The organism is Bacillus sp. FG16 (genome assembly GCF_057809515.1).
In genome coordinates, this window is sequence record NZ_JBMDKC010000116.1 from 1 (window position 1) to 16,541 (window position 16,541).

Genomic DNA, 16,541 nt, shown 5'->3' on the forward strand with positions numbered 1-16,541 from the left:
TTCACTTTACCCCGTTCCAACGGCTGGTAGGAGATAAAGCTCTGAAGAAAGGCGAACCAGCCGTAGGAACCCGATTGGTTCAACTAATCTTTTGCAAAAAGCGCAAAAGAAAGTTTCACTTTATTATAGTCTATCCAAAAAAGGGTCGCAAATAGGTGTTTGGCGGGGAATAATATTTGTCAAATCGCGATGAATTGGCTAACATGAAAGAGGAAGGATTAGAGGTGAATAGTATGGAAGCAAAAACGATGAAAGATATGCAGAAAGAAGTAGATGCATATATTGGTCAGTTTAAAGAAGGTTATTTCAGTCCGCTTGCAATGATGGCTCGTTTAACGGAAGAAATGGGGGAGCTTGCAAGAGAGGTAAATCATTATTATGGTGAGAAACCAAAGAAAACGACTGAAAAAGAAAATAGTATTGAAGAAGAGCTTGGAGATGTATTATTTGTTATGATTTGTATGGCAAATAGTTTAAATATTGATTTAGAGACAGCACATAACATTGTAATGAATAAATTTAATACACGTGATAAAGATCGCTGGACACGTATTGATGAGGGAGAGAAAGAATAATGAAAGAAATTAAAGTAATTATCGCTGGACCAAGAGGACGTATGGGGCATGAAGCAGTCCTTCTTATGGAAAGAACGGAACATTTTAATTTAGTAGCAGCAGTAGATTATAAGCATGGTGGAGAGAAGATTTCTGATTTACCTGGCATGCCAGCGTTACATACGCCGATTTACGCTGATTTACATACTTGTTTAGAGGAAGTAGAAGCAGATGTATTGTTAGATTTAACAACACCAGAAGTAGGGAAACAACACGTTACACTTGCAGTTGAGCGTGGACTTCGTTCTGTTATTGGTACAACTGGATTTACAGAAGAAGAATTAAAACGTTTAACAGAGAATGCAAAAGAAAAAGAAGTAGGAACAATTATCGCTCCAAACTTTGCGATTGGTGCAGTTCTTATGATGAAATTCTCACAAATGGCAGCGAAATATTTCCAAGATGTTGAAGTAATTGAATTGCATCATGATCAAAAATTAGATGCGCCATCTGGTACAGCTGTAAAAACGGTAGAATTAATTCGTCAAAATCGTGAATCAAAGCAGCAAGGTCATCCGAATGAAGTAGAGCAACTAGCAGGTGCACGTGGTGCAAATGTAGATGGTATTCACATTCATAGTGTACGTTTGCCAGGGCTTATTGCACACCAAGAAGTAATGTTTGGTGGAGATGGACAAATGTTAACAGTTCGTCATGATTCATTCAATCGTACATCATTTATGTCAGGTGTAAAACTATCAATTGAGACAGTAATGAACCTGGATCATCTTGTGTACGGTTTAGAAAATATTATCGACTAAAGGGGAGACAACGGATGAAAATTGCCTTAATCGCACATGACAAAAAGAAAAATGATATGGTTTCGTTTGCATACGCATATAAACCAATTTTTGAACAACATGAATTATTTGCAACAGGAACGACAGGGCTTCGTATTATGGAAGCGACTGGATTAGTTGTAACAAGATATCAATCTGGCCCTCTTGGTGGAGATCAAGAAATTGGTGCAATGATTGCAAAAAACGATTTAGATATGGTGATTTTCTTCCGCGATCCATTAACAGCACAGCCGCATGAACCGGATGTAAATGCATTGCTTCGTTTATGTGATGTATATGCGATTCCACTTGCAACGAATATGGCAAGTGCTGAAATGTTAATGCACGCATTAGAGCGAGGAGATTTAGATTATCGTAAGTTAAGAAAATGAGGGGAACAATTATGAGTGGATTACATATATTAGCGTTTGGTGCTCATGCCGATGATGTTGAAATCGGCATGGCTGGTACCATCGCTAAATATACAAAGCAAGGGTATGAAGTAGGTATTTGTGATTTAACAGAAGCTGATCTTTCTTCCAATGGAACGATAGAGTTGAGAAAAGAAGAAGCAGAGGTCGCAGCTCGTATAATGGGAGTAAAAACGAGGCTGAATTTAGCGATGCCAGACCGTGGTTTGTATATGAAAGAAGAGTATATACGTGAAATTGTCAAGGTGATCCGTACATATAAACCAAAACTAGTTTTTGCGCCATACTATGAAGATCGCCATCCAGATCATGCAAATTGTGCAAAGCTTGTGGAAGAGGCTATTTTTTCAGCAGGAATCCGTAAATATATGCCGGAACTTTCACCACATCGTGTGGAGTCTTTTTATAATTATATGATTAATGGTTTTCATAAACCGAATTTTTGTATAGATATAAGTGAGCACCTCTCTATAAAGGTGGAAGCATTAGAAGCGTATGAAAGTCAGTTCTCAACAGGGAGTGATGGTGTTAAGACACCGTTAACAGAAGGTTACGTTGAAACTGTGATTGCTCGTGAGAAGATGTTTGGAAAAGAAGTTGGAGTCTTGTATGCCGAGGGATTTATGAGTAAGAAACCGGTTTTATTACATGCTGATTTATTAGGGGGATGTAAATGAAATTAAAAATAGGTATTACATGTTATCCTTCTGTAGGTGGTTCTGGAGTTGTTGGAACAGAATTAGGAAAGCAATTGGCGGAACGCGGGCATGAAATTCACTTTATTACATCGGGTTTACCATTCCGGTTAAATAAAGTATATCCAAACATATATTTTCATGAAGTAACGGTAAGCCAATACTCTGTATTTCAATATCCACCATACGATTTAGCGTTAGCAAGTAAAATGGCAGAAGTTGCACAAAGAGAAAACTTAGACATTTTACATGTGCATTACGCAATACCACATGCAATTTGTGCATATTTAGCAAAACAAATGATCGGAGAGCGTATTAAAATTGTTACAACCTTGCATGGAACAGATATTACTGTGTTAGGTTCCGACCCGTCGTTAAATAATTTAATTCGTTTTGGTATTGAGCAATCGGATGTTGTTACTGCTGTCTCGCATTCATTAATTAACGAAACGCATGAGCTTGTAAAACCAAGTAAAGAAATTCAAACGGTATATAACTTTATAGACGAACGCGTATATTTCAAGCGTAATATGTCTCAATTAAAGAAAGAATACGGTATAAGTGATAGTGAAAAAGTACTTATTCATATTTCGAATTTCCGTAAAGTGAAGCGTGTGCAGGATGTTGTTGAGGCATTTGCTAAAATTGTTAAAGAAGTAGATGCGAAGTTGCTTCTTGTTGGAGACGGACCAGAATTCTGTACGATTTTACAGATAGTGAAGAATTTACATATTGAAGATCGCGTTTTATTCCTAGGGAAGCAAGATAATGTTGCAGAACTACTTGCGATGAGTGATTTAATGTTGCTTCTATCAGAGAAGGAAAGTTTTGGTCTTGTTTTATTAGAAGCAATGGCGTGTGGTGTACCTTGTATCGGAACACGGGTTGGAGGTATTCCAGAGGTTATTCAACACGGGGAAACAGGATATTTATGTGAAGTTGGCGATACAACAGGAGTGGCAAATCAAGCTACTCAGCTATTAAAGGACGAGGAACTTCACCGCAATATGGGAGAACGAGCAAGAGAAAGTGTTTATGAGCAATTTCGCTCAGAAAAAATTGTTTCACAATATGAAACGATTTACTATGACGTACTAAGGGATGACAAAAATGGAAAGATTTAAAAAAGCTAGTTCTATTATTGAGACATTAAAGCAACAAGGACATGAGGCTTACTTTGTTGGTGGGAGCGTACGAGATCTTATTATCGATAGGCCGATTGGAGATATTGATATTGCGACATCTGCTTTACCAGAAGAAGTGATGGCTATATTCCCAAGAAATGTTCCTGTTGGTCTTGAGCATGGAACTGTAATTGTTGTAGAAAATGGTGAGCCTTATGAGGTAACTACTTTTCGAACAGAAAGCGAATATGAAGATTTTCGAAGACCTAGTAGTGTTCAATTTGTTCGTTCATTAGAAGAGGATTTAAAACGTCGTGATTTCACGATGAATGCAATTGCTATGACAGAAGAAGGCGAAATGGTTGATTTATTTGCTGGGCAGGAAGCCATTCAACAGAGAGAAATTGTGACAGTTGGAAATGCTGCTGATCGTTTTCAAGAAGATGCCCTGCGAATGATGCGTGGTATTCGGTTTGTAAGCACGTTAGGTTTTTCATTAGAAACGAAAACGAAGCAAGCGATTGAAACGTATGGGCATTTGCTAGAACATATAGCAATTGAGCGCATTACAGTAGAGTTTGAGAAACTGTTAACTGGTACATATTGTGTGAAAGGTCTCAAAGAATTAGTAGAGACGAAGCTATTTTCTCATTTGCCATATTTACAAATGTCAGAAGAGAGACTGTTAAAAGCTACGCAGTATAAATGGGATTCTTTCGAAACGGATATTGAGGCGTGGGCATTTTTCTTATATTGTATCGGAGAAGAACATCCATCTGTTTTTTTACGTCAATGGAAGTTTTCAAATAAAAAAATAAAAGATATTGTTGCAGTTTTATTGGCAATACGTACTAGAAAGGAGAAGGATTGGGATACAGTCCTTCTTTATAAAACGGGAATTCATATCGCTGAAATGGCAGAGAGAGTATATGAAGCGATGATTGAAAGCTATGACCCTACATCTGTTAAACGAGTACAATCAATGTTTCACGCATTGCCAATCCAGAGTCGTCAAGAAATGAATGTGACTGGTAATGATTTATTAAACTGGGCAAACAAAAAGCCTGGTCCGTGGGTTGCTGACATGCTTCAGAAAATCGAGGAAGCAATCGTACAAGGAAACGTAGTTAATGAGAAAGAGCGTATAAGGGAGTGGCTGCAAGGATGCAATCTACTATAAGAAAGCAGTTATTGCAAGTTTTTTCTGAAGCGGATGGCGAGTTTGTATCCGGCCAAACGATTAGTGATAAACTTGGTTGTTCAAGAACTGCCGTGTGGAAACATATGGAAGACCTCAGGAGTGAGGGATATGAACTTGAAGCTGTGCGTCGATTAGGTTACCGAATTGCAAGTAAGCCAGACAAAGTGACTGCTAATGAAATTCAGTTAGGGCTACAAACGAAGCGAATTGGTAGAACAGTGTATTTTGAAGAAACTGTTGAATCAACGCAGCACATTGCAGCAAAACTTGCTTATGAAGGTGCAGAAGAAGGAACTATCGTTGTAGCAGAAGAACAAACAGCGGGAAGAGGTCGTTTAAGCAGAAAATGGTATTCACCAAAAGGAACAGGAATTTGGATGAGTATTATTTTACGTCCATCAATCCCAGTTCATCATGCACCGCAACTTACTTTGTTAGCGGCTGTTAGTGTTGCACAGGCAATTGAAAAATGTACAGGTGTAAACGTGGGAATAAAATGGCCAAATGATATTTTAATTCAAGGTAAAAAGGCTGTAGGTATATTAACAGAAATGCAAGCGGATCCTGATAAAATTAATGCTGTTATTATGGGCATCGGTATTAATGCGAATCAAAAGCAAGAACATTTTGATGAAGAAATTCAGCACATTGCTACTTCATTAGCGATTGAATCAGGTAAGCCGATTGTTCGTGCAGAACTTATGCAACAAATCTATTTACAACTAGAAAAATTATATGAAGAGTATTTACAAAATGGTTTCTCTGTCATTAAAATCCTTTGGGAAAGTTACGCTGTGAGCATCGGGAAAGAAATTACTGCTCGAACGATGAGAGAGACGATTACGGGGTTAGCAAAAGGAATCACAGAGGATGGTGTATTACTTCTGGAGGATCATGAGGGGAAAGTACATCATATTCATTCTGCAGATATTGAAATTAAGTAAAAGAAGTTCCTCTTTTGGAACTTCTTTTTATTTCAATATTTTTGAGTTGAATTTGTAATATGATAATAAATTCATTTAATATTTAAAGTTCATTTCAAGATATCTTCCGTCTAGTTGGCCTGGCATGTTATTTGACGATTACTTTGCCTTCCATTCCTTTAAGGAGATGGTATCGACATATTAATTCATATGTACCAGTATTTTTAGGTTTCACGGTAATATTCTTTTCTTTTCCTGACTCGACTACGACGTCAATGCCGAGTTTTTTCACTGTAAAGGTGTGCTCGTTTTTACCTTTATTTTTCAATAGTAATGTTGTTGATCCTTCAAGCGGAATCGTGATGACATTTGGATTAAAGTAATCATCATTTAGTTCAACCTCAATCACGTTCGTTAAATCGGTAGGTTGTGTTACGACATTAACTGAGGCAAATACATGAAAGGATCCTAAAGACATCCACCATACAATCATTACAAGCAAACTGCTGAATCGAAATAACCACCTGTTCATAGACATTTGCAATTCTCCTTTGTTAAGTACTTTTCCTCAATTAACCTGCATCATTAGTTTAAGAGTTATACTATACAGTTAAATTGATTACAGAAGAAATTAACTTGGACTTTTTAAACATGCGTTGAAAAAACATGTATCTTTTCAGGATTGAATTATCTATAAAAAGTTTATCCCGCTATTTGCCGGGTAGTAAGACCCCTACCTCAAAATTCAGCGGAAGCAAAGCAGTTAGGTGGGGGAGCGGGCTGTCCGTAAAAGTCCGATTGGTGAGGGGTGATTAAAGTTTCACTTTATAGCATATATACTCTCGTGTTAAATTTCATATACCGTAATAAGAATAAAAAATTATTTTTTCGAAAAAATGTAGTAATTCCCTTTTGTAGTTTGCTATAATTAGTTCGAATGTGGGCAGTATCAGAGCGAACTGCACCATGATTCGAAGTAATACGAAAAATAATAACTTGGATTCTGCCTTGATCCAATAACGGACTGGGACAGAGGGATGAATAATGCCGACTAACACACAACCCTTCTGCCCTTTTATGGCCAGAGGGGTTTTTTATATGATTTCGGCCATCTCCTCTCTCCTGCATAAAGGAGGAGTAGTTTTTGAAAACAAAAACAGATTTTTTGAAGATGAAAGAGCAAGGTGAGCCGATTACAATGCTAACGGCGTATGATTATCCATCTGCTAAATTAGCAGAAGAAGCTGAAGTTGATATGATTCTAGTTGGAGATTCTCTTGGAATGGTTGTACTCGGATACGATTCAACAGTACCTGTAACAGTAGAGGATATGATTCATCATACGAAAGCTGTACGCCGCGGAGCGAAAGAGACGTTTATTGTAACTGATATGCCATTTATGTCGTATCACGTATCGTTACAAGAAACGATGGTGAATGCACGCCGCATCGTTCAAGAGAGCGGGGCGCATGCACTGAAGGTAGAAGGTGCTGGAGAAGTTATATCAACAATTCAATATTTGACGAACGCAGGAATTCCTGTTGTAGCGCATTTAGGTTTAACCCCTCAATCTGTAGGAGTGTTGGGTGGATATAAAGTGCAAGGAAAAGATGCGGAGAGTGCTAAGAAATTAATAGAAGATGCAAAGAAATGTGAAGAAGCTGGTGCAATAGCGCTTGTGCTAGAATGTGTACCAATGCAGTTAGCAGAACTTATTTCAGAGCAACTAACAATACCGACAATTGGGATTGGTGCAGGACAAAAAGTAGATGGGCAAGTGCTTGTTTATCATGATCTTATCTCATACGGCGTGAATCGTGTTCCGAAATTTGTGAAGCAATATACGTCTGTTCAAGAGGAGATTGTGCGTGGGATTTCACAATACGTTACTGAAGTAAAGACAAGGCAATTTCCTGAAGAAAAACATTCGTTCACAATGAAAGAGGAAGAATGCTTAGTGTTATACGGAGGAAAACAATAATGAAAATCGTAACTACAGTGCAAGAGATGCAGCAAATTACAAACGAACTTCGTGCAAGTGGAAAGAGTATTGGTTTTGTTCCAACGATGGGTTATTTACATGAAGGGCATGCTACCTTATTACGTAAGGCAAGAGAAGAAAATGAAATTGTAGTTTTAAGTGTATTTGTAAACCCGCTGCAATTTGGCCCAAATGAAGATTTAGATCGATATCCTCGTGATATTAATAGAGATGAAAATGTAGCAAAAGAAAACGGTGTAGATTATTTATTTTATCCGAGTGTAGAAGAAATGTATCCAACAGAACAAACAACAACAGTAGAAGTTGTGAAGCGCACGGACGTATTATGCGGTCAACAAAGACCTGGTCATTTTGCTGGTGTTGCAACTGTACTAATGAAACTATTTAATATTACGCTGCCAACGCGTGCTTATTTCGGTATGAAAGATGCTCAACAAGTTGCAGTAATTGAAGGATTTGTAACTGATTTCAATATTCCGGTTACAATCGTACCAGTTGATATTGTAAGGGAAGAAGATGGATTAGCGAAAAGTTCTCGTAACGTGTACCTATCACAAGATGAACGTGAAGAGGCTCTTCATTTATACCGCAGCCTATGTATAGCGAAAGAAAGAATTGAGGTAGGTGAACGTAATCCGGAAATCATTACAAATCTTGTGAAAGAGTATATTGAGACGCATACGAAAGGCACTGTAGATTATGCGGATTTATATGCATATCCGTCATTAACAATGGTAGAGAAAGTCGAAGGAAGAATCATTTTAGCTATTGCAGTTAAGTTTGAAAATGTAAGATTAATTGACAATATAACATTAACGGTTAAATAAGGGGGAGCATCTATGTTTCGCACAATGATGAGAGCAAAGTTACATCGTGCAACTGTAACGGAGGCAAATTTAAATTATGTAGGTAGTATTACAATTGATGAAGACTTAATGGATGCAGTAAATATTGTAGAAAACGAAAAAGTTCAAATTGTAAATAATAATAATGGTGCTCGCTTAGAGACATACGTTATAAAAGGGGAACGCGGTAGTGGTGTTGTTTGTTTAAACGGTGCTGCGGCAAGGCTTGTACAACCAGGGGACAAAGTAATTATTATTTGTTATGGGCTAGTTACGGAAGAAGAGATTCATAAACAAGAACCAAAAATTGCAGTACTAGACGATAATAATCAAATCATTGAAATGTTAGGTGCTGAAAAAGCGGGTACGATATTATAAGTAGAAAGGCTATCTCCATTGCGGAGATAGCTTTTTTGTGCATCTTTTCATTAAGATGAGATAAAACGTGGTATAGTAACATTATATAAATTATTGTTGTTTGAAAGGTAAGAAATTGAGGTGTTACATATATGAGTAAGCGTTATGTCGTTGTTGATTTAGAGACGACAGGGAACTCCTGGAAAGATGGGAAGGATAAAATTACCCAAATTGCAGCTGTTGTAGTAGAAGATGGAGAGATATTGGAGATTTTTTCGTCTTTTGTTAACCCAAAAAGAGAGATCCCACCATTTATTACAGAATTAACAGGGATTGATGAAAGTCTTGTAAAACAAGCCCCGTTATTTCAAGATGTAGCCCCGATGATTGTTGAGCTATTACAAGGTGCGGCTTTCGTTGCGCATAATGTTCACTTTGATTGGAATTTTTTAAATGAAGAATTAAGGCAAGCTGGATATACAGAAATACATTGTCCTAAAATCGACACGGTTGAATTGGCTCAAATTCTTTTACCGACAGCTGATAGTTATAAATTACGTGATTTAGCTAAGAAGCATGAACTAGAACATGATCAACCACATCGTGCGGATAGTGATGCTCTTGCAACAGCGGAATTATTTTTACAATTTTTAAATGAAATTGAAAAGTTACCACTTGTCACGTTGCAATCGCTTTATGAATTAAGCGACGTGTTCCAAAGTGATATAGCTGATGTGCTTTCTGAAAATATTTTAAAGAAAGTAATGCATGGTAAAGAAGATATAGCGGAGTATGAAATACATCGAAATATTGCGCTGAAAAAGCGGAACTATTCCTTAAACCTTGGAGAAACGTGCCCATCAAAGTTTGATGCTTTCTTGAATAAAACGATGGATAAATTGGAATCACATATGCCAAAGTTTGAAAGAAGAGAAAGTCAACAACTGATGATGAAAGAGATATATACGGCGTTAAGAGATTCTCGTTTTTCACTAATTGAAGCCGGTACAGGAACAGGAAAGACTCTTGCGTATTTGCTTCCTAGTCTTTATTTTGCAAAGAGAAAAGAAGAACCTGTCATTATAAGTACACAAACGGTACAACTCCAACAACAAATATTAGAAAAAGAAATACCGTTATTACAAAAAATAATGCCATTTTCATTTGAGGCAGCTCTTCTAAAAGGAAGAAAGCATTATCTTTGCTTACACAAATTTGAGTATGCTTTACAAGAGGAAGAAAAAAATTATGATATGGCACTTACGAAGGCAAAGATTTTAGTTTGGCTATTGCAAACTGAAACGGGTGATCGAGACGAATTAAATATTCCTGAGGGCGGAAAGTTACTTTGGAATCGTATTTGTAGTGATGCGTATAGTCCGGGCGGTATGCAAAGTAATTGGTTTAGTCGTTGTTTTTACCAGCGAGCGAAGAATAAAGCTTTATTTGCAGATATCGTTATCACAAATCATGCGTTATTATTTCAAGATTTTTCAAGTGAAGAACCGCTGTTTGCTTCATGCGAACATATTATTTTTGATGAAGCTCACCATATTGAAGAAGCTGCGAGTAGAACATTGGGTGAACAGTTCTCTTGTATGTATTTTCAATTGGTTATATCTCGTCTTGGGACGCTAGAAACAGAAGATGTACTCTCCAAAGTATATAAAATGATGAAAAAATCAGAGCAAGCATCTCGTTCAACTTTCCGTATGATAAGTTATAGTTTGAAGGAACTTAAGTTTGATGCGGATGAACTCTTCCAAATGTTACGTACTTTTATATTTAAACAAACAAAGCAAGAACAAGGAACGAATAATATGCCGCTCATCTATAGGTATAACACAGAACTAGAAAAAGGTAAGTTGTGGGATGGTATCGTCGAATTAACAAATCGTTTTATATATGAATTAAGAAGGGTAGTAACTGCTCTTGAGAAGCAAGTGGATATATTGCAAAGTAAGTTAGAATGGGAGATGCATGTTGTAACAGGTGAATTTATGCATTTAATTGAGTTGCTGAGAAAGATGGCAGAATCATTACAGTTACTCGTATTAGAAAAGAATTCGTATGTAACTTGGATGGAGACTGAAACGAAAGGGACGATTCATTCAACAGTTCTATATGCACAGCCTGTTCATATTGGTGAAAGATTTGCTGATGAATTTTTAACAGAAAAAAAGAGTGTTATTTTTACATCCGCAACACTAACAGTTAACGATACGTTTGATTATATAAAAGAGGAACTTGGTTTGCATGATTTCGCTCCAAATACTTTAAAGGTTCCGTCGCCATTTCGTTATGATGAACAAATGAAATTAATGGTTTCAACGGATGTACCTTTTATTAAGCAAGTAAGTAATGAGCGATATATTGAATCTGTATCGGAACATATTGCAAAGATAGCGAAAGCCACAAAAGGCAGAATGCTTGTTTTATTCACTTCGTATGAAATGTTAAAAGAAGCGTATGCGAATTTAAAAAATAATGATGAATTAGAGGGTTTTTTATTACTCACACAAAGTGTGAATAATAGAAGTCGAAGCCGCTTAATTCGAAAGTTTCAAGAGTTCGACAAATCAATTTTATTAGGGACGAGCAGTTTCTGGGAAGGGATAGATATTCCAGGAGATGCCTTAAGTTGTCTTGTTATTGTCCGTCTACCATTTACGCCTCCTCATCAGCCGATGATGGAAGCGAAAGGTGAGTGGCTAAAAAATCAAGGTGAGGATGTATTCGCTAAATTAGCGCTGCCACAAGCAATATTACGTTTCAAACAAGGATTCGGCCGCTTAATTCGAACGAATACAGATACAGGAACGGTAGTAGTGTTAGATCGTCGTTTGACGAGTTCTTCCTATGGAAAACGATTTCTACAATCGATCCCTAACGTACCTCTTTATGAAGGGCCATTAGAAGAATTATTAGTACAATTAGAAGAACCATCAAATGAATAAAAATGGAAGAAAAATACGCCTGAAGTACTTATAAACTTCAGGCGTAAAAAATGTGGGTAGGAGGAATTTTATTTTTCTTACTTCTTGTATACAAAATGTGTTGGTTTTCGACTTGAAACCTTTTTTTGCTGTACATGTCCTGCTATAATAGATGGGTGATGAAGCAGGGGTTGTAAAGAATGTACTCTTATTGTAACCGCATTGCGTTCTTCTATAATTAGAAATTTTTGTGTAACGGAGGAGTTTTTTCATGGAGAAGAAAATCGAAGTACTATCAACGACGCGTATTAAATATTCGTCTGATTTGTATAAAATTGTTGATAGTTTGAATCGTACGTTAAAAGAGCAGGACCTCATGTTCGGACTAGCATTAGACGAAAAAGATAAAGAAACAGCTGTATTTACGATTTACAGAACGTAGTGATACAATGAAAAAGTGGATCTTTGCAATCATTATTGTTATCGTTGCTAGCGGAATATATGGGGCGTATGTTTATAATAAAGCAATGGGAAAGAAAATTCCAAAAGAGTCGAAATTTGTAGAAATTGCTAAAGAAAAAGCAAAGCTTACAAAGGTGAAATCTGTTGATTATTACAACGGAAAATCTGCATATATAGTCGTGCAAGGTACAGATGAAAAGGGAGAACAACTTATCGTTTGGGTGCCTGAGAAAAAAGGGGATACTGTAGTAAGGAAAAAGAGCGAAGGTATTTCTGAAAAAGAGGCTATACAAAGAACGTTAGAACAAGTCGGCAATGAAAGTAAGGAATCAAAAAGTAAGCCGAAAGAAATTATGAAAGTGAAATTAGGCTTTGAAAATGATGTACCACTATGGGAAGTTACATATATTGATGATGACAATCGTTATAGTTATTACTATCTTGAATTTAAAGATGGGAAATTTTTAAGACGATATAGCATTGAAAAATAGATGTAGGGGGAACTACAAATGAAATTAGCAAAGCGAGTAGCTGCTTTAACACCGTCTTCAACTTTAGAAATTACAGCAAAGGCGCAAGCATTAAAAGCAGAAGGTCATGATGTAATTGGATTAGGGGCAGGGGAACCTGACTTTAATACACCAGAGCATATTATGGATGCTGCACATAAAGCGATGTTAGAAGGGCATACGAAGTATACACCAACAGGTGGACTACAATCGTTAAAACAAGAAATTGTGAAGAAATTTACTCGCGATCAAGGTATTGCGTATGATCCATCTGAAATTATTGTATGTAATGGCGCAAAGCATGCATTATATACATTATTCCAAGTATTACTTGATGAGGGAGATGAAGTTATCATTCCAACTCCTTACTGGGTAAGCTATCCAGAGCAAGTAAAGCTTGCTGGCGGTAAGCCGGTTTATGTAGAAGGTTTAGAAGACAATGAGTACAAAATTACAGCAAAGCAGCTGCGTGAGGCAATTACAGAGAAAACGAAAGCAGTTATTATTAATTCACCGAGCAATCCAACAGGAATGATTTATAGCAAAGAAGAATTACAACAGCTTGGAGAAGTATGTTTAGAACATGATATTTTAATCGTTTCTGATGAAATTTATGAAAAATTAATTTATGGTGGCGTAGAATATACTTCAATTGCCCAGCTTTCTAATGCATTAAAAGAACAAACACTTATTATTAATGGTGTATCTAAATCTCATTCTATGACAGGATGGCGTATTGGGTATGCTGCAGGAAATAAGCAGCTTATTAAAGCGATGACGAACTTAGCGAGTCATAGTACGTCAAACCCTACTTCAATCGCTCAATACGGCGCAATTGCGGCATATGCGGGCTCACAAGAACCTGTGGAAACAATGCGTCAAGCCTTTGAAGAGAGATTAAACATCATTTATGATAAATTAATTCAAATCCCTGGCTTTACTTGTATTAAACCGCAAGGTGCATTTTACTTATTCCCTAACGTAAAAGAAGCTGTAGCTTTATCAGGATATACAACAGTTGATGATTGGGCAAAAGCTCTATTAGAAGAGGAAAAAGTGGCTCTTGTACCAGGTACAGGATTTGGTGCTCCAAATAATGTTCGTTTATCATATGCGACATCTCTTGAACAAGTAGAGAAAGCATTAGAACGCATCCATACATTTATGAAAAGTAAAGTGCAAGCTTAATTGTATATTTCATTCATGTAATATAAAAAACCTCCCTATTAATGGGGAGGTTTTTTTGACGAATTGTGGCAAAAAGAAATAGCTAAAGGTGTGTTATACTAGAGAGCGAGGTGTTTGGTGATGAAAAAGAAAATGATGTTACATTGGTTTGAGCAGGGAAGCATTGCAATTCCAAAATTGCTTATGATGCATTATAAAAAATTAGGTTTAAATGAGACGGAATTTATGGTTGTACTTCATGTACATACATTTTTAGAATCAGGTAATTCGTTTCCGACTCCTTCAGAGATTTCTGAACGGATGACGATAACGGAAATGAAATGTATGGAAGTAATTCAAGCGTTGATTCAAAAAGGTTTTTTATCACTAGAAGGTGGACAAAGATCAGAAGCGATGATGTGCGAAAGTTATTCTTTACAACCGTTATGGGAAAAAATATTACATTTCTTAATGGATGAATCAATAGAGGAAGAGCAAAAAGAGAAAAAACAGCTGCAAGTAAATTTATATACAGTATTTGAAAAAGAATTTGGAAGACCACTTTCGCCGTTCGAATGTGAAACGTTAGGAATGTGGGAGGACCAAGATCAACATCATCCAAATTTAATTCAAGCGGCTCTTAGAGAAGCTGTAATGAGTGGAAAACTAAATTTCCGATATATTGATCGTATTTTATTTGAGTGGAAAAAGAATGGAATTAAAACGGTAGATCAGGCTCAAAATCAAGGTCAAAAATTTAGAGCGAATCAACAAAGAGCACAACAAATGACAAAACAAGAGACGAAATTTACTGGAAAAGTGCCTTTTTATAATTGGTTGGAGCAGTGATATAGGAGGAGAAATATGCTTAACAAAACGCAAATCCGTTATTGTTTAGATACAATGGCGGATATGTATCCAGAAGCGCATTGTGAATTGGTTCATGATAATCCATTTGAACTTGTAATCGCAGTGGCGTTATCTGCACAATGTACAGATGTACTTGTAAATAAAGTGACAAGAAATTTATTTCAAAAATATAAAACACCAGAAGATTATTTAAGTGTTTCTCTAGAAGAATTACAACAAGATATACGCTCTATCGGATTGTATAGAAATAAAGCAAAAAACATTCAAAAATTATGCCGAATGTTATTAGACGACTATAATGGGGAAGTACCGAGCGATCGAGATGAACTTACGAAATTACCCGGTGTAGGAAGGAAAACAGCGAATGTTGTAGTTTCCGTAGCGTTTGGGATTCCTGCAATTGCTGTTGATACACATGTGGAGCGAGTGAGTAAACGATTAGCGATTTGTAGATGGAAAGATTCTGTGTTAGAAGTAGAAAAAACGTTAATGAAGAAAGTACCGATGGATGAGTGGGGAGTTACACATCATCGTATGATTTTCTTTGGACGTTATCATTGTAAAGCACAACGACCGCAATGTGAGGAGTGCAGACTGTTAGAAGTATGTCGTGAAGGAAAGAAGCGAATGAAGGTGAAATAAGGGATGGAGCGAGTTATAGAAATACCGAAAGAATTTCACTGCTTACCATTTTTTAAAGAAAGCGTAAATTCAATTGAGTATCATACAGACGAGTCTTTTGAAGAAATAATACAAAATACTTACTTTATATTTGATATTGAAAGACAGTATGAGCCATGGAAGGAAATTGAAAACAGTATTCCAGCGATGTTGAATGTATGGAAAAATAAGCATGAAGACATTGCTATACTGTTTCGAAATAGAAATAAGCAAGAGGCTGAGGGGCCAATGATTCTTTTTGCAGCTCACTTGTTATCGGTTGTCTATTGGCTAAATGAGCAACCTGTTCATAGTTTGAATGAAATGCAAATAAATACGAATAAATTAAAAGTGCAACCTGTTAATTTTATGGAAAGATATTCATTCATAATAAAGAAACCGAGTAATTATCATTCTTATATTCAATTAGCGCAGTTGTATATCGAAATAGAAAAGCTGTATGTAAAAAAAATGATAACAAAAAAGAAGTCCGCTTCTCGTTAAGAGAAACGGACTTCTTTTTTGTTTATTAGGACTCTGTTGTAATAACAGTACCGTCTGCGTGAGGTGTATCTCCTCCGGTATTTTGATGTTGCTGTTCTTGTTGTTTCTTAGCTTCTTCTTCAGCTTTTTTCTTGGCCTCTTCATCAGCTTTCTTCTTAGCTTCTTCTTCAGCTTTTTTCTTAGCTTCTTCATCAGCTTTTCTTCTAGCTTCTTCATCAGCTTTCTTTTGAGCTTCTTCTTGCTGTTTACGTTGTTGTTCTTGTTGCTGTTCTTGTTGTTTCTTAGCCTCTTCATCAGCTTTTTTCTTAGCTTCGTCTTGTTTTACTTTATCTTCATTAGCCTTTTTCTGGGCTTCCTCATCAGCTTTTTTCTTAGCTTCTTCATCGGCCTTTTTCTTAGCCTCTTCTTCAGCTTTTTTCTTAGCTTCGTCTTGTTTTACTTTATCTTCATTAGCCTTTTTCT

18 protein-coding genes and 1 pseudogene are annotated in these 16,541 nt (G+C 36.6%); 17 read left to right on the forward strand and 2 right to left on the reverse strand.

Features of this window, described 5'->3' with window-relative positions; genetic code table 11:
• Positions 1–233: 233 nt before the first annotated feature.
• From ACODS7_RS27475 to ACODS7_RS27505, 7 genes are read left to right on the forward strand one after another with little or no spacing between them, the layout of a single operon-like run.
• Positions 234–575 (forward strand): nucleotide pyrophosphohydrolase, encoded by a 342-nt coding sequence (locus tag ACODS7_RS27475; protein ID WP_014894810.1) that lies wholly within the window; start codon positions 234–236, stop codon positions 573–575.
• Entirely contained in the window at positions 575–1,375 is an 801-nt protein-coding gene (gene dapB / locus ACODS7_RS27480; RefSeq protein WP_043935505.1) for a dihydrodipicolinate reductase, read from the forward strand. The genes ACODS7_RS27475 and dapB overlap by 1 nt, the downstream gene beginning before the upstream one ends.
• A gap of 14 nt (positions 1,376–1,389) precedes the next feature.
• Positions 1,390–1,785: a methylglyoxal synthase gene (gene mgsA, locus ACODS7_RS27485; RefSeq protein WP_000684765.1), complete on the forward strand. Its 396-nt coding sequence runs from the start codon at positions 1,390–1,392 to the stop codon at positions 1,783–1,785.
• Positions 1,786–1,796: 11 nt separating this feature from the next.
• A complete protein-coding gene (bshB1, locus tag ACODS7_RS27490) occupies positions 1,797–2,501 on the forward strand; it encodes a bacillithiol biosynthesis deacetylase BshB1 (protein ID WP_043935506.1) in 705 nt (234 codons plus the stop codon).
• On the forward strand, positions 2,498–3,643 hold the full coding sequence (gene bshA / locus ACODS7_RS27495) for an N-acetyl-alpha-D-glucosaminyl L-malate synthase BshA (protein ID WP_088114192.1): 1,146 nt from the start codon (positions 2,498–2,500) through the stop codon (positions 3,641–3,643). The genes bshB1 and bshA overlap by 4 nt, the downstream gene beginning before the upstream one ends.
• Entirely contained in the window at positions 3,630–4,823 is a 1,194-nt protein-coding gene (locus ACODS7_RS27500) for a CCA tRNA nucleotidyltransferase (protein ID WP_088114193.1), read from the forward strand. Before bshA ends, ACODS7_RS27500 begins: the two co-directional genes overlap by 14 nt.
• Positions 4,808–5,788 (forward strand): biotin--[acetyl-CoA-carboxylase] ligase, encoded by a 981-nt coding sequence (locus tag ACODS7_RS27505; protein ID WP_016082248.1) that lies wholly within the window; start codon positions 4,808–4,810, stop codon positions 5,786–5,788. The genes ACODS7_RS27500 and ACODS7_RS27505 overlap by 16 nt, the downstream gene beginning before the upstream one ends.
• A gap of 127 nt (positions 5,789–5,915) precedes the next feature.
• Here the strand turns inward: ACODS7_RS27505 and ACODS7_RS27510 are convergent, their stop codons facing one another.
• Positions 5,916–6,305 (reverse strand): cupredoxin domain-containing protein, encoded by a 390-nt coding sequence (locus ACODS7_RS27510; RefSeq protein WP_000062380.1) that lies wholly within the window; start codon positions 6,303–6,305, stop codon positions 5,916–5,918.
• A 606-nt stretch (positions 6,306–6,911) separates the two neighbouring features.
• On the opposite strand from ACODS7_RS27510, the gene panB reads away from it, so the two are divergent.
• The 10 genes from panB (at position 6,912) to ACODS7_RS27560 (ending at position 16,079) form a co-directional block, all read left to right on the forward strand.
• Positions 6,912–7,748, forward strand: coding sequence for a 3-methyl-2-oxobutanoate hydroxymethyltransferase (gene panB, locus ACODS7_RS27515; protein ID WP_000851110.1), 837 nt, complete (start codon positions 6,912–6,914; stop codon positions 7,746–7,748).
• Complete coding sequence (gene panC, locus ACODS7_RS27520) at positions 7,748–8,596, forward strand: pantoate--beta-alanine ligase (RefSeq protein ID WP_029441859.1); 849 nt, start codon at positions 7,748–7,750, stop codon at positions 8,594–8,596. Before panB ends, panC begins: the two co-directional genes overlap by 1 nt.
• A gap of 12 nt (positions 8,597–8,608) precedes the next feature.
• Entirely contained in the window at positions 8,609–8,992 is a 384-nt protein-coding gene (gene panD, locus ACODS7_RS27525) for an aspartate 1-decarboxylase (protein ID WP_000490182.1), read from the forward strand.
• 131 nt (positions 8,993–9,123) lie between these two features.
• Positions 9,124–11,928, forward strand: coding sequence for an ATP-dependent DNA helicase DinG (dinG, locus tag ACODS7_RS27530; protein ID WP_029441860.1), 2,805 nt, complete (start codon positions 9,124–9,126; stop codon positions 11,926–11,928).
• Between the two features lie 250 nt (positions 11,929–12,178).
• The gene (locus ACODS7_RS27535; RefSeq protein ID WP_000412179.1) at positions 12,179–12,349 is read left to right on the forward strand and encodes a YpmA family protein; all 171 of its coding nucleotides are present in this window, start codon (positions 12,179–12,181) and stop codon (positions 12,347–12,349) included.
• A gap of 7 nt (positions 12,350–12,356) precedes the next feature.
• Positions 12,357–12,860, forward strand: a complete 504-nt coding sequence (locus tag ACODS7_RS27540; protein WP_000758740.1) for a cell wall elongation regulator TseB-like domain-containing protein — start codon at positions 12,357–12,359, stop codon at positions 12,858–12,860.
• 18 nt (positions 12,861–12,878) lie between these two features.
• The gene (gene aspB, locus ACODS7_RS27545; RefSeq protein ID WP_029441861.1) at positions 12,879–14,066 is read left to right on the forward strand and encodes an aspartate transaminase AspB; all 1,188 of its coding nucleotides are present in this window, start codon (positions 12,879–12,881) and stop codon (positions 14,064–14,066) included.
• 120 nt (positions 14,067–14,186) lie between these two features.
• Positions 14,187–14,894, forward strand: a complete 708-nt coding sequence (gene dnaD, locus ACODS7_RS27550) for a DNA replication protein DnaD (protein ID WP_000728532.1) — start codon at positions 14,187–14,189, stop codon at positions 14,892–14,894.
• 15 nt (positions 14,895–14,909) lie between these two features.
• Positions 14,910–15,557, forward strand: a complete 648-nt coding sequence (gene nth / locus ACODS7_RS27555) for an endonuclease III (protein WP_000933035.1) — start codon at positions 14,910–14,912, stop codon at positions 15,555–15,557.
• 3 nt (positions 15,558–15,560) lie between these two features.
• Positions 15,561–16,079 carry a YpoC family protein gene (locus ACODS7_RS27560; protein WP_029441862.1) on the forward strand — a complete coding sequence of 173 codons (519 nt, stop codon included), beginning with the start codon at positions 15,561–15,563 and terminating at the stop codon, positions 16,077–16,079.
• 25 nt (positions 16,080–16,104) lie between these two features.
• Here ACODS7_RS27560 and ACODS7_RS27565 read toward each other — a convergent pair.
• Positions 16,105–16,541 (reverse strand): annotated as a pseudogene (locus ACODS7_RS27565) (penicillin-binding protein); the annotation flags it as partial.

Excerpts from the sequence above, each read along its gene's own strand:
- dnaD (WP_000728532.1), top strand. The coding sequence starts at position 14,187 with ATGAAAAAGAAAATGATGTTACATTGGTTTGAGCAGGGAAGCATTGCA.
- panD (WP_000490182.1), top strand. The coding sequence starts at position 8,609 with ATGTTTCGCACAATGATGAGAGCAAAGTTACATCGTGCAACTGTAACG.
- ACODS7_RS27505 (WP_016082248.1), top strand. The coding sequence starts at position 4,808 with ATGCAATCTACTATAAGAAAGCAGTTATTGCAAGTTTTTTCTGAAGCG.
- nth (WP_000933035.1), top strand. The coding sequence starts at position 14,910 with ATGCTTAACAAAACGCAAATCCGTTATTGTTTAGATACAATGGCGGAT.
- ACODS7_RS27510 (WP_000062380.1), bottom strand. The coding sequence starts at position 6,305 with ATGTCTATGAACAGGTGGTTATTTCGATTCAGCAGTTTGCTTGTAATG.
- ACODS7_RS27475 (WP_014894810.1), top strand. The coding sequence starts at position 234 with ATGGAAGCAAAAACGATGAAAGATATGCAGAAAGAAGTAGATGCATAT.
- dinG (WP_029441860.1), top strand. The coding sequence starts at position 9,124 with ATGAGTAAGCGTTATGTCGTTGTTGATTTAGAGACGACAGGGAACTCC.
- ACODS7_RS27560 (WP_029441862.1), top strand. The coding sequence starts at position 15,561 with ATGGAGCGAGTTATAGAAATACCGAAAGAATTTCACTGCTTACCATTT.
- ACODS7_RS27540 (WP_000758740.1), top strand. The coding sequence starts at position 12,357 with ATGAAAAAGTGGATCTTTGCAATCATTATTGTTATCGTTGCTAGCGGA.
- panC (WP_029441859.1), top strand. The coding sequence starts at position 7,748 with ATGAAAATCGTAACTACAGTGCAAGAGATGCAGCAAATTACAAACGAA.
- bshA (WP_088114192.1), top strand. The coding sequence starts at position 2,498 with ATGAAATTAAAAATAGGTATTACATGTTATCCTTCTGTAGGTGGTTCT.
- aspB (WP_029441861.1), top strand. The coding sequence starts at position 12,879 with ATGAAATTAGCAAAGCGAGTAGCTGCTTTAACACCGTCTTCAACTTTA.
- ACODS7_RS27535 (WP_000412179.1), top strand. The coding sequence starts at position 12,179 with ATGGAGAAGAAAATCGAAGTACTATCAACGACGCGTATTAAATATTCG.
- ACODS7_RS27500 (WP_088114193.1), top strand. The coding sequence starts at position 3,630 with ATGGAAAGATTTAAAAAAGCTAGTTCTATTATTGAGACATTAAAGCAA.
- mgsA (WP_000684765.1), top strand. The coding sequence starts at position 1,390 with ATGAAAATTGCCTTAATCGCACATGACAAAAAGAAAAATGATATGGTT.
- dapB (WP_043935505.1), top strand. The coding sequence starts at position 575 with ATGAAAGAAATTAAAGTAATTATCGCTGGACCAAGAGGACGTATGGGG.
- bshB1 (WP_043935506.1), top strand. The coding sequence starts at position 1,797 with ATGAGTGGATTACATATATTAGCGTTTGGTGCTCATGCCGATGATGTT.